General features: G+C 54.1%; 10 protein-coding genes. 2 read left to right on the forward strand and 8 right to left on the reverse strand.

The annotated features are described in order from the left end of the window. The first annotated feature begins 191 nt into the window (after window positions 1–191). Both QGH09_07555 and QGH09_07560 read left to right on the forward strand, forming a co-directional pair. Complete coding sequence (locus QGH09_07555) at window positions 192–1481, forward strand: aminotransferase class V-fold PLP-dependent enzyme (protein HJO18036.1); 1290 nt, start codon at window positions 192–194, stop codon at window positions 1479–1481. A gap of 245 nt (window positions 1482–1726) precedes the next feature. Continuing rightward, window positions 1727–3013 carry a citrate synthase gene (locus QGH09_07560; protein ID HJO18037.1) on the forward strand — a complete coding sequence of 429 codons (1287 nt, stop codon included), beginning with the start codon at window positions 1727–1729 and terminating at the stop codon, window positions 3011–3013. A gap of 12 nt (window positions 3014–3025) precedes the next feature. Here the strand turns inward: QGH09_07560 and QGH09_07565 are convergent, their stop codons facing one another. Genes QGH09_07565 through QGH09_07600 form a run of 8 tightly spaced genes read right to left on the reverse strand, consistent with a single transcriptional unit; the run spans window position 3026 to window position 15073 of the window. Next, window positions 3026–3817, reverse strand: coding sequence for a transporter (locus tag QGH09_07565; GenBank protein HJO18038.1), 792 nt, complete (start codon window positions 3815–3817; stop codon window positions 3026–3028). Then, window positions 3795–4766 carry a hypothetical protein gene (locus QGH09_07570; GenBank protein HJO18039.1) on the reverse strand — a complete coding sequence of 324 codons (972 nt, stop codon included), beginning with the start codon at window positions 4764–4766 and terminating at the stop codon, window positions 3795–3797. The genes QGH09_07565 and QGH09_07570 overlap by 23 nt, the downstream gene beginning before the upstream one ends. Continuing rightward, window positions 4763–6979 (reverse strand): glutamine amidotransferase, encoded by a 2217-nt coding sequence (locus QGH09_07575; protein ID HJO18040.1) that lies wholly within the window; start codon window positions 6977–6979, stop codon window positions 4763–4765. The genes QGH09_07570 and QGH09_07575 overlap by 4 nt, the downstream gene beginning before the upstream one ends. A 24-nt stretch (window positions 6980–7003) precedes the next feature. After that, window positions 7004–10399, reverse strand: coding sequence for a DUF4175 family protein (locus QGH09_07580; GenBank protein HJO18041.1), 3396 nt, complete (start codon window positions 10397–10399; stop codon window positions 7004–7006). Between the two features lie 5 nt (window positions 10400–10404). Continuing rightward, window positions 10405–12279, reverse strand: a complete 1875-nt coding sequence (locus tag QGH09_07585; protein HJO18042.1) for a BatA domain-containing protein — start codon at window positions 12277–12279, stop codon at window positions 10405–10407. 23 nt (window positions 12280–12302) lie between these two features. Beyond that, on the reverse strand, window positions 12303–13211 hold the full coding sequence (locus QGH09_07590; protein HJO18043.1) for a DUF58 domain-containing protein: 909 nt from the start codon (window positions 13209–13211) through the stop codon (window positions 12303–12305). 1 nt (window position 13212) lies between these two features. Beyond that, window positions 13213–14223 (reverse strand): AAA family ATPase, encoded by a 1011-nt coding sequence (locus tag QGH09_07595; GenBank protein ID HJO18044.1) that lies wholly within the window; start codon window positions 14221–14223, stop codon window positions 13213–13215. 22 nt (window positions 14224–14245) lie between these two features. After that, window positions 14246–15073 (reverse strand): DUF4159 domain-containing protein, encoded by an 828-nt coding sequence (locus QGH09_07600; protein ID HJO18045.1) that lies wholly within the window; start codon window positions 15071–15073, stop codon window positions 14246–14248.

Below are 15073 nucleotides of genomic sequence, written 5' to 3' on the forward strand. Positions count from 1 at the left end.
TCGTGCTCAACCGACAAACTCAGACAGAGCGCGGCGGCCTTAAACCCCGTCGCGACAGGGTTTAGACTTCCCCTCCAGGCTCGCTACACCGGTCCGCTGCCCGAATAGGCAATTCGGTGGTTGCTCCGTCAGATTTCGGCTATGATGCCCGTACGTGGGACCCATTTCTCCAAATTCGAAGGAGTTCGACAATGACCGCGCACGCACGACGAGACGGTGACGGAATTAGCCGACGAAATTTTTCCCGCTTATTGGCCGTCGGTGGCTCAGCTGCCCTCCTCGGCAAAACGGGTATTGCATTTGAACGGCCGGCGCCACTCCCCCAGACCCCAGCCTCGCCTGATGAAGCTTTCTGGCGGTCCGTGCGCGAGCAGTTCCCAATGCCGACGAATATCAGCGTTATGAATGCGGCCAATCTCTGCCCATCCTCGCTGCCGGCTCTTGAGGCAATGTACGAAAACACAAAGGACGTGGATGGCAATCCATCGTTCCAGAACCGTGCCAAGATGGGAGAGGGCAAGGTTAATACGCGTAAAATCCTTGCCGATTATCTACACACGACGCCAGAACAGATCGTTATAACCCGCAACACAAGCGAGGGCAATAACCTAGTATCGAGTGGCGTCGAACTCACAGCGAACGACGAAGTCATCATCTTCAACCACAACCATCCCAGCAACAACGTGGCCTGGAAGGAAAAGGCGAAACGCTACGGCTTTACGGTAACCGAGCTCGAAGTTGTAAATCCTCATCCGGGACCCGATTACTACATTGATCTCGTTCGTCGCTCGATCACAGCGCGTACCAAGCTCCTGTCGTTCACACATCTAACAAATACGGTGGGCGACCTTTTCCCAGCAAAAGCACTTTGTCAGTTGGCCCACGAGCATGGTGTCCTGGTTCTCGTGGACGGCGCGCAAAGCTTTGGACTAATGGACGTCAACCTCAGCGACATGCAGCCAGATTTCTACACGGGTAGCGCACATAAGTGGCCGTGTGGTCCAAAAGAAACAGGCGTTCTCTTTATCAACAATCGAACACACGACAAGATCTGGCCAAGTATTCACAGTGCCGGACGGGGAGACGTCGGTATCTCGCGGACTTTCGAGAGTTTTGGCCAACGTGATGAACCAGCAATTATCGCTTTCGGCGAGGCACTAAGATTCCAACAGCGGATCGGCATGAAGACGGTCCAAGCCCGTTCCCAAGAATTGGCTCAGTCATTGATGGAACAGCTTAGGACAATCGAAGGCGTGACCTTAACGACAAGCCAGGACCCGACACTGTCTCAGGCTGTCGTGGTCTTCGAAGTCACCGGTATCGATGCAAGGAAACTGTACAACGCGCTTTACGACAACGAGAAGATAGGCACCGCGGGTCGTGCTAACGGCTTACGAATTTCGCCGCACTTCTACAATCTCCATTCTGAGATCGACCGTACCGTTGCGGCAATAAAGCATTACATGACGACTGGTGTGTAGGGAATCGCTTTCCACTGAAGCCTAACGGATGCCGGGTCTTGACAACCCCTGGCACTGCCCTTTCTGAGGGTTCACTCTCCCCCCTCAGGGGATCCTACGGCGAACGTGGGGCCTCTCCTCAGCTCTCTGCAGTGAACACTAACTGCCGATCGGCTGTAGACGCTGGCTCGATGCAAACTAACGTAGGGGCGGAGAGTGCGAGATGGCTGATGAGAAGGATCGTAATAATTGCACCGTGAACCCTCATGTCTAAGACGCTAACGATCACTGACAATCGCACCGGGAAGCAATACGAGATTCCGATTGAGCACGGCGCGATCCGTGCCATGGACCTGCGTCAAATCAAGACGAATGCTGACGATTTTGGTCTTAAGACATACGACCCGGCGTTGATGAACACCGCTAACTGTGTAAGTCGAATTACCGATATTGACGGTGATCGTGGCGTGTTACTTTACCGCGGCTACCCAATTGAACAATTGGCAGAGAATAGTGATTTTCTCGAAACCGCCTACTTGCTACTTTCCGGCGAGCTGCCAACCACGGCGCAACTTAATAAGTGGAAGACTAACGTTACGCTCCATTCAATGCTTCACGAGAACGTCAAGAAGTTTATGGAAGGCTTCCGCTACGATGCTCACCCGATGGGCATCTTTCTGAGTACGGTTGGTGCCCTTTCAACCTTCTATCCAGACGCTAAGGACATTTTCGACGAGCAGTCGCGCCTCACTCAGACAGTCCGCCTCATCGCAAAGGTGCCCAGCATAGCAGCCTATGCTTTTCGACATAGTCAAGGCTTGCCCTATATTCCCCCTGATAACGAACTCAGTTTCACTGGGAACTTTCTAAATATGCTGTTCCGCATGGCCGAACTGAAGTATCAACCGAATCCAGTGCTAGAGCGCGCCCTCGACGTTTTATTCATCCTGCACGCCGATCATGAACAAAACTGCAGTACGACCGCTATGCGGACAATTGGCAGTTCGCATTCCGATCCGTACTCAGCATTAACCGGTGCAGCTGCAGCCCTCTACGGCCCACTCCATGGAGGCGCAAATGAAGCAGTGCTAAAGATGCTATCGGAGATCGGTACCGTTGATAACGTACCAAAGATAATCAAGAGCGTGAAGAGCGGAGAAAAAAAATTAATGGGGTTCGGTCACCGGGTCTATAAATCGTACGACCCACGTGCCAAAATCATTAAGCAGACTGCCGATTCTGTCTTCTCCGTAACAAAGCAGAACTCGAGACTTGATATCGCACTTGAGCTCGAACGAATTGCCCTGCAAGATGACTATTTCATCAAACGTCGTTTGTATCCGAACGTTGATTTTTACTCAGGCCTGATCTACGAAGCCATGGGCTTCCAGCCGGCTATGTTCCCGGTACTATTTGCTATCCCCAGAACTGTCGGCTGGATCGCTCAGTGGGAGGAAATGCTACTCGACACCGAACAAAAGATTTCGCGACCTAGACAACTCTACGTTGGCGCGACACAACGCGATTATGTAAATCGAGAAAACCGTTCCTAGCTCTGTCGGTGGTCACCGTGGCAAACGAAAACTGAGACCCATTCCGATAAACACATCCTCAGTTTGTCCAACGAGACCCCTCCCGATGTATAGGTCGAGTTGGACAATATCCGTTAGTAAAAACGTGAGACCGCTGTCCACTGCAATAAACCCTTCACTGGTCACCGTGTTACCCGTTTGCTTCTCATTCCCGAAGAATTCGAAGAACGCACTTAGGCGATCGGTTAGCCCTAGGCCGAGCGCCATCGAGTACAACGTAAGCTGATCGCGCTCGGGGTTACCAGCGGATGATTCCCACTTCGCTCCAACGTTATAACCGAGCGACAGTTTCGGAGACAGTTCGTGGGCGAATGCTACAAGAAACGAGGGGTCGATACCATTACTGGAATACTTGTCGCCCCCGGTCGGGAGCGATAATCCCCCAAGCAGTGCCATCTCTGGCCGCCAGCCATCAGCACGCTCGATAAGATTGACCTTGGCACCTAGGTGACTATCACCCAGCCCCAGGCTTCCCTCTTTCCCGACTACACCAGCGTGGCCAATACGAAGTTCCGTACGGCTACCAAGACCAATGCGGAGCAAAGTCCCTGGTACTTCATAACCGTTCACTTCACCATCACGAGCCAGAAGGTATCCCGTCTCCACCTGCAGCAGACCTCGTGCAACAACCGTAGCCGACTCGGTCTGGTCCGGACGGTCGGTAGTCAGTACCGGCGATTGGGCAATTGCGCGCTCACTGCCGACTGCTAGAAATATCAAGAAGGGTAACAGTCGCACGTTCTTACTGACGGGCACGAATCTCATGTGATACACGTGCTAGCTTAAGTAGGAGGATTTCCATTTCAGCCTCATAAGTGTGTCTAGCTAATTGCCCTACCTGTGCCTTCAGCACCTCAACCTCAAGCTCTAAAATGTTTCGTTGGTCGAGAAGGCCAGCTAGCCTCTGATCTGATAATTGGTCTGCCTCCACCGAACGGTCCAGAAATACGCGCCTCGCCAAAGTACCATCGAGTCCTGGCTCGCCAGCTACCTTGCCGACGCCATCACCAGTGTCATCGAGGATTGGACGTTCTGTCGACACACGACCCTGCTGCTCATACCACCGCCCTACGCCGCTACTGGCCCGCGTGAAAGCCTCCCATATCGACACCCGTCCATCTTTATCGAAATCGCTAGCTTCAGTTTTGAACGCCTCGACGAAGAAGGCAGCGAATTGCGTCTCGTAGCGCTGCTCAGGACTGTTAGTGGCAGTGATGACAATTCGTCGTTCACCAGTCAGGTACTCTAAAAACGGAAAGCTGGCAGATGTCGTATTCGCAAAAATGAGCCGTCCCGGCAGGGGTTCCAGAAGGCTGCGCCATTCGGCCGCATCGAGGTCTGGGCCGACAAGATTAAATTTGGCATCGATACCATCGAAGGTGCCGTGGCCAATGAGTACGACGAGTAACGTAGCATCATCGCTGAGACGCCGAGCCAGGGTTCTCGTTACCTGACGGATACCTTCCTGAGAAGCACGCCCCACGCGAGGCCCAGGGATTTCGGCTAGAACGAACAAATCTTCTTCTTGGAAATGTAAATCGCTGCGAAGAGAAGATACGAGCGCACCACGCCAACGATCGTACCGTTCTGCGTACGGCGATCCTCCGGACGCGCCAGAGACAATCAGCGCAAACCTTTGTTGCGCCGACGTAGACGCTCCAGCACTGACAATAAAAAGCACTGAAATCAGGAGGCGTCTACACCACCCACTCATCGCATTCCCCATTGTCGTCGCAGAAGCCATTCGACCGACGGCAGGAATACCAGAAGCAGAAATACCCAAACATTGTTCCAGAGATCAAGTCGGACCGACGTTGCCGAAACTGTCGCATTCTCCCGTAACTGCCCAGGTAATTCGCCCAGCGCATCAACAGGCACAACGGCACCTCCTGTTCGCTCGGCCAGCCTCGCCAGCACTTCGCTATTCATGCGTGGGTCAGTTAGCTCACGATCACTACCACCGACAAGGACCCGGGTCTCCACGCTTCCAAGACTGGACGATTCTTGGTCAGCCCGCACGTCAATGCGATAAACACCGGATTGCGCCGGTGTGAACTTTGCCGTGTACCGCCCTGCCACAGCGTCGGTCAAGCTAGGTCGTATCTCCTGGATATCACCAGCCGGCCCAGTCACGCGCACTGTTATCGACGCATTAGCGACGGTCTCATAAGTCGAGTCGCGACTCGAAATCTCCAGATGCACGACCTCACCAGCAACGCGGCCTCCCTCCGTCGAGACGGTTACTGGACCGGGCGCGATCTCTGAGAGCCAGCGGACCGTCTGTTTCCAGAACGTATCGTAGGTATCGTCATGTGAGGGAAGAAGCATCTTCCACCGCCACGATGCTTCTCCAGTAAACACCATGGTCCGCCCACGACCATACCGCTGCACAGCGATCAGAGGGTATAAGCCGCCACCGGCGCCGACCGTGTGTGCGAGCACCGATGCCCCAGGTTTCGGGTCGCCGAGTGCGGCAACTCCAGCCAGCGGGGGCACCGCATCCCACCTGGCTCGATTGATGTCAGCTGTCGTTCCTAAACGCATGAGGCCGTGATTCGCGCCGGCGGCGGTCAAGCTCACGGTGTTAGGCTCACGGACCGCGCCTTGAGCAATTGTCGTGGTGCGACTAGCCAGGTACAAAGGAAGAATTGTCTCAATTGGAGTGCTCGCCAGGCCACGACCTACAAATGCCTGCGCTCCAAACACTAGTAAACCGCCTCCCCGCTTCGACACAAAATCAACCGTCATGTTGAGCTGGTCTGGCGAAAAAAATTCCGCAGGAGTGTTTGCCAAAACGACGGCATCGTAGAAGAAGAGCGCGGAACGATTCTGAGGATAACCCGTCGAGAGCGCGGGCGTCCGATCGGTATCCCCCTGAATGTAAAAAGTGTTCTGTCCTCGGTCGTTAGCACCCTTCAGCACGACCGAATCTAACTCAATCCCTTCGTCCTGGAGCCAAGCCCGCTTAAGGAAACTGTGGTCATAACCTGGGGCGCCTTCAACCAATAACACCCGCCGCAGTCGACCTGACGGTGGCACAAGCACACGCATGGCATTGTTGTCCGGGGTCAACTCAGTCGGGTCGACAGGCAACTCAACTGTGTAGCGCGTCGCAACGTCTGATTTCGGAGATACACGGAACACGATTGGTAAAGGCGCACCTGATTCGGCTGGGGTCACCCAATCCAGTTGGACTAACCGCCCATCTTCCAGAAGCCTGACCTCGATTGGCTCCTTGCCAAATCCATGACTGACAACGGACGCGCTCAAATCAACAACAGAGTTGGCCAAGTTGGCTGGCCCGACCGACACATCCAGCACCTCACGGTCTCGTTCGATAACCGCCCGACCGACACCGACAGTAAACACCGGAAAAGCACCGGCACCCGAGACCTTGACTGACTCGCTGCCTGTCTCTCCGCCATCGGAAACGACAATCACACCAGCAACGGTTCGCCCACGGTAGCGCTCACGAACACCACGTAAGGCACCCTGAAGATCACTTTGGCGAGCGTCAGCTCGAAGATTAGTCGGCTCGACCGGGGTGAGTAATTCACCAAAGCCTAGTAGGTCTACATCGAAGACTTCGCCAACACTTGGTAGCAGAACCTCCTCAACCAATCGTGACGCTTCGTCGATCCGACGGTGGCCGTCATCATTAGCATCCTTCAAGCGCATACTGCGTGAAACATCAACGAGAATCGGCACGATTGCATCGAGACGATCGGTAGACGGCTCAAGTAGAACGGGACGTTGCAAGATCAAGATCAATAGGAGTAGCACTGATAGCCGGAGTGACATCAATACCGACCGAAGTCCAATCGATATCGGCACGAGCGGTCTCCAGTAGGCACGCAACGTCACCCCAACCGCACCAATTACCAGTATCGCAATCAGCCACCAAGGCATCAACGCATCAAAAACCATCGTCACTCCTGGCTACCACACGAACTATCGCCGTCGCTCCGCTACGGCCAACGCTTCGTAATACGCCTCTACCAACGCACGATAAGTCTCAGGAACCGATTCATCAGCACCACTACTCAAGCGTCCCCGGAGTTCCTCAACCGACAGCAGTCCCGACTGGCTTGCCTCAAACCGTTCGAGAGCTTCAGCCACCTCCTGCCTAAGCTCATCCCACCGCGTGAAATCCTGTTTAAAGGCCTCGGTACCGGGTGCGGACCTGGTGTACTGGCCGCTCAGACCATTAACCCGACCGGCCAATGAAGGGTTTTCACGTCGAAGCTCACCAAGGAGGTCCTCCGCACGTCTTAATTCACGGTCGTATGCTTCACCCAGTCGCGCTAAGCCCCCAGACTCGTCTTCGAGGTTCGGTTCTACATTGGTTGCTGAAGGCGCAAGTTCACCTGCCTCACCCAATCTCTCCAGAGCTTCAATTTGACGTTCGAGATCCCCTAAACGTTCCCGTAATGCTCGCGTCCGGTCCAGTTCCTCCGAAAGCCGCCGGGCTTCATCGCTGAGACCTCCAGGCACTAACTCAAGCCGTTCAGCCACCTGCGTCAGCGTATCCCTGAGGACACCCTCCGACTCAGTCAGACTACGACGTTCGTCCTCTGAAATTCCGTCTGACGTTCCAAAAGCACGTCGTAAGGTGTCAGCAGATTCACGGAGGCGAGGAGCCAGACGTTCTTCTTCGACCATGCCAGCCACCTCTTCTAGCGTCCCTCGACCCTCTGGATCATTGTCGAGCCTACGGGCAAGTACGCCGGTGGCCTCATGAAGAAGGTCGACCCGGTCGGCCATCTGAGCCTGCTCCTCAGCGAGGCGTGTTCCCGTGTCGCGACTCGCCTGACCAACTTCGAGCTGGTCCACTTCGCGAGCGATAACCGTTTGGGCGTCAGCAAGGTCCCTCGCTTCTGACTGTAGTTCAGCTACAGCCCTTTGGCGCTCTTCCGGATTGAGATACCGCAACTCCTGTTCAAGCGCACTGAGTCGACCTAGGGCCTGTCGACCACGCTCACTTGCACCGCTGAGATCCCCACGTCGAAGGTCGCCAGCTGCAGCGCGCATCGCTTCAGAGACTTCTCGCATCCGCTCCCCATCCAGTTGGGTTGTCGGTCGTGCCGCCTGGCTAGAAGCCTGACCACCGGAAGTTTGTTGGGTCGCTTCACCTAACTGGTCAAGCATCCGAGTTAGCCGCTCAGCTTCGTCCCTCAGCTCGGTTTGTTCTCTGGTCAGTCGCTCGAGCTGCTCTTGAAATTCTCGAGGGTCCACTTCAGGACCTTGACGTTCAAGAGCCTGCTTCCGGCGATTGAGATCCGATTGCCGGCCGGCCAATTCCCTCACCTCATCAAGCGCTTCACTTTCAGGGCTGTCTGGCTGGCCAGCCGATGAGCGCGTTTCGTAGTTCGTCTGTTGCTGACGACGCAACTCCTGGTCAAACAACGCTGAGAGGTCTTGACCTGGTCTTCCCGAGCCACCACCTACCGCCGCCTGCCGCCGGGAAACTTCCCGTTGCCGAATTTCGGCCTGAGCACGCAGCAGATGGTTTAGTGCCGCCATCTCGTGGGGAATAGCCTCGTTAGTCTCAATATTGTCCAATGCCGTCTTCGCGAAACCCATGGCGCGAACTGCAAGATCCAACGGTGCTCCATCACGCGTTCCACTTGATGCCACTTCACCCTGCCGTCGTCCTGGGCCAAACTCCTCAAGAGCTTGTTCCGTGCGCACCTTGAGTTCATCCTGAGCACGGGCCACCGTACGGACCTCGTTCTCGACCCTAGAATCCTCAACCTGTCTATCGAGTTTCCACGTAGCCACTACGATCGCACGTTGAGCAGCCGTCAAATCAGCAAGACCTGTACCACCATCACCCCCTTGTGACTGGCTCTGCGCTTCAACAAATTCCTGTTCAAATGGCGTAACGTCAAGAAAGTAGATGTCACTACGCGCTTCGGTGGATGCCTTCGCTCGATTCACATCCAGTGCGCGCGCGTAATAGGTAACAAAGTCACCAGGCACAACATCAAGATCCTCAATGTATAACGTATAGATTCCAATCCTTGTCGTCAGATCAGTCGACCCTAGAAGTGGCACAGCCTGGTCTTCATCGCCCCTAACTGCATAGACGATCTCAAAGCGTTCGAGACCATAATCATCATCGGCACGGGCTTCGATGGTCACCTCCTCCAGTGGCGTAACCGAGCGGTCCCCATCTGGTCTGAGAATCCTGACGACGGGAGGAAGATCAGCGATCGCGCGAATAAAGTACTGGCCCTCGCTCAAATTACTGAGACCCTGATTGTCGGAAAGGGTCACCCGATAAGCATCATCCGCCGAAACCTCGAAGCTCCCAGTCAACGTCGTGTCGTCCCGGAGCGCCAACGGGATGAGAGACCCGTCCGAAAGCACCATTGCACCATCCTCAATCGGCTTGTCCGCGTAGACAGTGAGCGTTACCGCCGTACCAACTGGTGCATACACATCTCCGCTGTCGATCTCTATACGCCGCTCGAGCCGAGTAAATAGTGGATAGTCGTATTCGACGTCAATCCGATCAATATGGGGCACCATGAGTGCCGTCACGTTGTACTCATCCGACCATGCACTAGCTGCACTCACCCGATAACGAAAACTCTCTCTGACCGAGGTAAACTCGAACTGGAAACTTCCGTCGTCCGGCCGCATCTCAATGTCTTGCCATTCGTCACCTGACTCAACTTGTAACACCGGATGAATTAGGCGAGATGTAATCGTGACCCCTTCCACCTGCGCGCGCACCTCCAGCGATCCACCCGCCATCACACGGGCATCACCTGGCGAGACGTTGATTCGGACAGTCTCAGGAAACGCATACAGACTTGCCGCATCAACAGCTCGTTGAGCTGGTGTCAGTGCCAAGCTGAGCGCGGTCACGAGGACGATACCGCCGGCCACGCAAAGGCCGATTGCACGTCTGATCTGCGTGCTCGAGACCACGCGGTCAAGTTGCACAGTCTGAACCTGATTCGAGGCATCAGTAATCACCATCGACTGAACCGCAGATCTCACGGTACGACTACCGAGTTCAACTGCACTTGCTAGCCGGTCCTCAAATTCCGGCACTTGCTCTTCAATAAATCTGGCCACTTGTCGTGGGGACGGAGTTTTGCGAAGCGGCCACCATATTAAAAGGGTTTGACCGATCGCTACGACTGCCGCCGTCAGTGCTAATGCAATAAGCGATATGCCCGTCGGCAGCCAGAAGTGATCCACCATGACTGCAACTAGCACGATCACGCCGACACTACCAAAGACCCTAGCGCTACCACGCAACACGGCAAGCGTGACCCAGCGTCGTCTGACCTTGGCAAAGAACGTCCAGAGTGGCTCGTCTTGACTCTGCATGCCCCCTATCCCGTCCGGCGACCTAGAAGACTCTCAGCAGCGAGTGCCAATATCATCAGGCCGAGTGCGTAACGCCAGTATCCGCCGTCTCGTTCCCGTTCATCCATTGCGTGGTCAGTTGTTGAATTGATCGTAATGCCTACCTTTGCTACCTCGGCCTTGAATTCGGCAACTGACATGCTCGTCATATCAGATTCTTCCCGATCGACGTTGATTGCCACCCGTTGCGAGTCGGCTAACTCAATAAATCCTGGACGGCGAACACTCTCCCGTGGACCGTCGCCAACGACCAACTCACGCGGTTCATTCCTATCGCCACTGAGGTGCCTTAGTGTCTCGTGCACGAACGGTACGAACATCGGATGACGCGGAAAATCGTTCCACGCACTTTCGAAGTCCGAACCGAATACAAGTAGTCGTCCAAGATCGAGGTCATGTTCCATTAGCGCGGCCGTCCCATCACTGAAGTGCGCAAGCACGCTACCGTCTGTGCTTGAATCCAGTCTCCGAGTCCGCACATACCTAGCCTGAGCCAGGTTTCCCAGTTTCTGTCCAAACGCCTGAAAGATCGGGTGCCTTCCATCAGCCGGTACAAATCTTCGGTCCACCGAACCTGTGTCATCATTTTCCGGTACGGAAGGGCCCACGCCGCCAAATCCCGAAAGCATGAGCGGTTCTATATCGGGACCGGCAACAATGAGTACTCCGCCTCCCGCGCGCGTAAATCTCTCCAATCCAGAAAGTCCCCGACGGTCCAGTCCACGAGTAGTCAACAGCAGGACCACGGCTGGCGGAACGTCTGCCTCTGACAAACTCGACGAAAGCATCGCTGCCGCGGTCTGCGCAATCTCAAATCTTTTCGCAACATCTCCAACCCGAAGGGCCTGGTCTAGATAGAACGCCTCAACCGATGAGTCTCCACCCTCTGTGACCAAAAGAATCCCAAGTGGCCTCGGCGGCGAAAGCATTAAGTAACGAGCATCGTCCGCTTCGTAGCCGGTAGCATCATTTATGATGACGCTAGCCTCACCACGTTGCGGCAGGACAACAGGGAAAACAACCTCGGTGCTACCTCTCATAGGTACCGTCACCACCGCCTGGTCCACCTCGGCCCCATCGACAAGTAATCTGGCAGTTACCACTTGGCCCACCAGACCACCGTTGAGCAAGGTAGCCCTCGTGTTAGAAGGGCCGGCCTGAATCTCAGTCACAGCCAAATTGCCCATTGGGGGCTGAATGGTTACAACGTCGAGTGGAATCCGATCGGGTAATACGCCATGATCACCAGACACCCAGCCGCTCCGTTGAAGATCTGTGACAATGACAATCTTTCCGGTCTTGTCTCCAATGACCTGGGCTGCCCTATCGAGCGCAAGTCGATATCGAGTGGCGCCCCATCCGGTCGAAAGCTGAGCGATGGCTGCAAGCGCCTTCTGACGGTCAAGCGACGGTTCAGACACTAGAACCGCACCTTCATCAAAAGCCACAACTGCTACTTCCCTGGAAAAATTTTCCGCAAGTACGGCGTTAACCGCTAATTCGCGCGCACGATCAAACCGGCCTTGACCGGACATGCTGAACGATCGATCGACCGCCACAACGGTCAGGCCCCCAGTAAGGCCGACCAACGTACTAGCGAGATAGGGCCGCGCAAACGCCACAGCCAGCAAAACTAGAGCCGTCACCCGCAGAGCCAACAAGATCCACTCACGCAACATCCGTCGATTTGTTTGTTCAACCTGTGTCTTTTTAATCAGAAAGACTGCAGAAAATTCTCGGCGCGCTGCTGGAGTTCGCTTCAACAGGTGCAGTAGGACCGGAATGGCGGCCGCGGCCAGCCCAAGAAGAAACGCCGGAACAAGAAACGATACACCGAACATTTAGTTTCACTGATGGCCGTCTTCTACTGACGGCGGCTGCGTGTCGACAAATAACTCATGAGTGCGAAATCCAGTGACTTGGATGTATCCACAAGTTGGTAATCAATCCCGACCAGACCAAGTTCGCGCTTGTAATGAGACACAAGTGATTCAATCTCACCTAAATAGTGGTCACGTACTTCGAGCGGAGCTGCCATCACCTCGTCTGACGTCTCCATATCGCGAAAACGCGTTAGCCGATCGTATGGAAACGTAAGCTCATCATGATCCAAGAGATGAAAAACAACGATGTCTGTACCACGGAAACGAAGATGCTTTAGACCTTGAATTGTCTTTACTGGATCGTCAAGCAGGTCAGAAAGCAAAACAACAACTCCACGTTTAACTAATGAGTCAGCCAATTGGTGAAGTGGCTTCGCCACGTTAGAGCGAGTACCCAGAGATAACTGGTTTAGCGCTAGCAGCACTGACCTTAGATGCCCAGGACGAGCGCTCGGTGGTAGGTGGGTAACGATATTGTCGTCGAACGCAATAAATCCTACCGCATCACGTTGACGATTCATCAAGTAGGCAAGCGATGCTGTTAAATACGAACCGTACGCTAATTTAGTAACATCTCGGGATCCGTAACCCATCGAGCCGCTGACGTCGAGTAGAAGGTGACACTCTACGTTGGTTTCCTCGTCGAATTTCTTAACGTAGTAACGATCGCTTCGGGCATAAACCTTCCAGTCAATCGTCGATAGATCGTCACCTGGAAGGTACTGTCGGTATTCTGCAAATTCAACGCTGAAACCTTTAAATGGACTTCTGTGTAACCCTGACAAGAATCCTTCGACGACGGTCCGTGCCCGCAATTCCATGGAGCCAATACGAGCAACGACGGCTGGATCAAGAAAGCGAACTTCACCTCCCGTCGCCTTCATCGCCATGTTACATCTCACTCCGGGGCGGCGGAACCGCCTCAAGAAGTTGAGTCACCAACTTATCAGAATCGACCTCCTCAGACTCAGCGTAGAAGTTCGTGATTATCCGATGGCGAAGGATCGGCGGTGCTAACGCCGCAACATCACCAACGGAAACATGGAACCGCCCGTGCATAAGTGCACGAGCCTTTCCTCCGAGAATCAACGCCTGCGAGGCACGTAAGCCGGCCCCCCATTTCACCCACTGCTGAATAAAGTCAAGGTTCGCACGTCGGCCTGGGCGGGAGGCATCCACTAAACGGACTGCATAGCGTGCTACCTCTTCAGAGACATACACTTGTCGAATTAATTTCTGAAAATCGGTAATGTCAGAGCCGCGCAAAACACACGAGGCCGGCTCTCGGCTGGCTCCAGTCGTTTCCGTAACAACACGTACCTCTTGGTCCTCCGAAAGATAGGTCATTACGATGTTAAACATAAACCGATCAAGTTGCGCTTCAGGTAACGGATATGTACCTTCCAACTCAATCGGGTTTTGGGTGGCTAAAACAAAGAAGGGTTGGTCGAGTTGATAGGTCCGACCCGCTGCCGTAACATGGTATTCTTGCATCGCCTCAAGCAGGGCCGCCTGCGTTTTTGGTGGCGTTCGATTAATTTCGTCGGCCAGAATGATTTGTGAAAATATCGGTCCTTTAACGAAACGCAGCGCCCGATGCCCGCTTTCCTCGTCAAGAATCTCGGTTCCAGTAATGTCGGCTGGCATCAAGTCAGGTGTGAACTGGATCCTTCCAAAGGTCAAATCCAAGATATCTGCCAAAGTCTTAATCATTAAGGTTTTCGCTAGTCCCGGAACGCCAGTGATCAGACAGTGTCCACCCGTAAAGAGTGCAATTAACACCTGATCGATGCACTCGTCTTGACCAACAATCACCTTCCGTAGTTCAGCGAGGATCTGCTTGCGGCCATGCCTAACGCGCTCTGCCAATTCGGTTGCAGTGGTCTCCGATATTGTTTCCATGCGCCGTTTGTCACTCCCGCTATCAATGGGTCAATACGTAGATGATCTCATTGATCATCATTCGATACGACTGTCCCGTGTACTTGATGTAACCTGGATACTCTTCAGCGTTCGACCACTCCCAGCCGTCCCCCATATCAGTATTCCAGTTGATGAGAACCATTGGGCGGCCCTCATCATCTAGCACAGCACGTAGCCGTGGCACAAAGCCGCCCTTTTCCCACGTTCGGCCACTAAAAAAAGCACCTAACCCTGGAATCTGAGGATAGGAATCAATCTTGTAGAAACAGCTAAAAATCGGATGATCTGACTCAAGATCGACAATGTCATACTCAGGTAGCACCTTTGAAATCTGTGCGACAAAGTGGTCCCATTCAATCGGCCCATGGAAATCATCGAACGTGATGGTTCCACCACGCAATAAAAACTCGCGCAACCTCGTAACCTCATCCGCTCCCAATTGGAGATTGCCAGGCTCCACAAAATAGAGCCACGGATATTCCCAGATCCGTTCTTCGTCCAGTGTTACAACGATCGGATCATTCACCTTGATAGAAGTGAGCCGTGAAAGGCGACGAGAGAGGTTTTGCTCGGCTGCCGGCGCGTCGATAGCCCACGGCTCGTTCCAATACTGACGAAACCTAGCCTCGTTCATTGTTATTGAGGTATATCGAACGCGTACAAACGTCCACTCCAAACCGACGAATCGGTTACCCGAAACTATTGAAATTTGTTCGTGTACACGCGCAACGAGCGGCTGTGCGATGACCGCGAGAGCCACCAGCACTCCCACCGCGAAAACTGTCCGCACTGCGTAACTCTGCATCTCCGCACTACGTGCTCGCTTCAT

It is taken from the genome of Vicinamibacterales bacterium, assembly GCA_036012125.1.
Lineage (GTDB): Bacteria > Acidobacteriota > Vicinamibacteria > Vicinamibacterales > UBA823 > UBA11600.

What these genes read in the sequence shown, in the direction of transcription:
- QGH09_07590 (HJO18043.1), bottom strand. Translation starts at nt 13,211, where the DNA reads ATGGCGATGAAGGCGACGGGAGGTGAAGTTCGCTTTCTTGATCCAGCC.
- QGH09_07600 (HJO18045.1), bottom strand. Translation starts at nt 15,073, where the DNA reads ATGAAGCGAGCACGTAGTGCGGAGATGCAGAGTTACGCAGTGCGGACA.
- QGH09_07575 (HJO18040.1), bottom strand. Translation starts at nt 6,979, where the DNA reads ATGGTTTTTGATGCGTTGATGCCTTGGTGGCTGATTGCGATACTGGTA.
- QGH09_07580 (HJO18041.1), bottom strand. Translation starts at nt 10,399, where the DNA reads ATGCAGAGTCAAGACGAGCCACTCTGGACGTTCTTTGCCAAGGTCAGA.
- QGH09_07570 (HJO18039.1), bottom strand. Translation starts at nt 4,766, where the DNA reads ATGAGTGGGTGGTGTAGACGCCTCCTGATTTCAGTGCTTTTTATTGTC.
- QGH09_07585 (HJO18042.1), bottom strand. Translation starts at nt 12,279, where the DNA reads ATGTTCGGTGTATCGTTTCTTGTTCCGGCGTTTCTTCTTGGGCTGGCC.
- QGH09_07555 (HJO18036.1), top strand. Translation starts at nt 192, where the DNA reads ATGACCGCGCACGCACGACGAGACGGTGACGGAATTAGCCGACGAAAT.
- QGH09_07595 (HJO18044.1), bottom strand. Translation starts at nt 14,223, where the DNA reads ATGGAAACAATATCGGAGACCACTGCAACCGAATTGGCAGAGCGCGTT.
- QGH09_07560 (HJO18037.1), top strand. Translation starts at nt 1,727, where the DNA reads ATGTCTAAGACGCTAACGATCACTGACAATCGCACCGGGAAGCAATAC.
- QGH09_07565 (HJO18038.1), bottom strand. Translation starts at nt 3,817, where the DNA reads ATGAGATTCGTGCCCGTCAGTAAGAACGTGCGACTGTTACCCTTCTTG.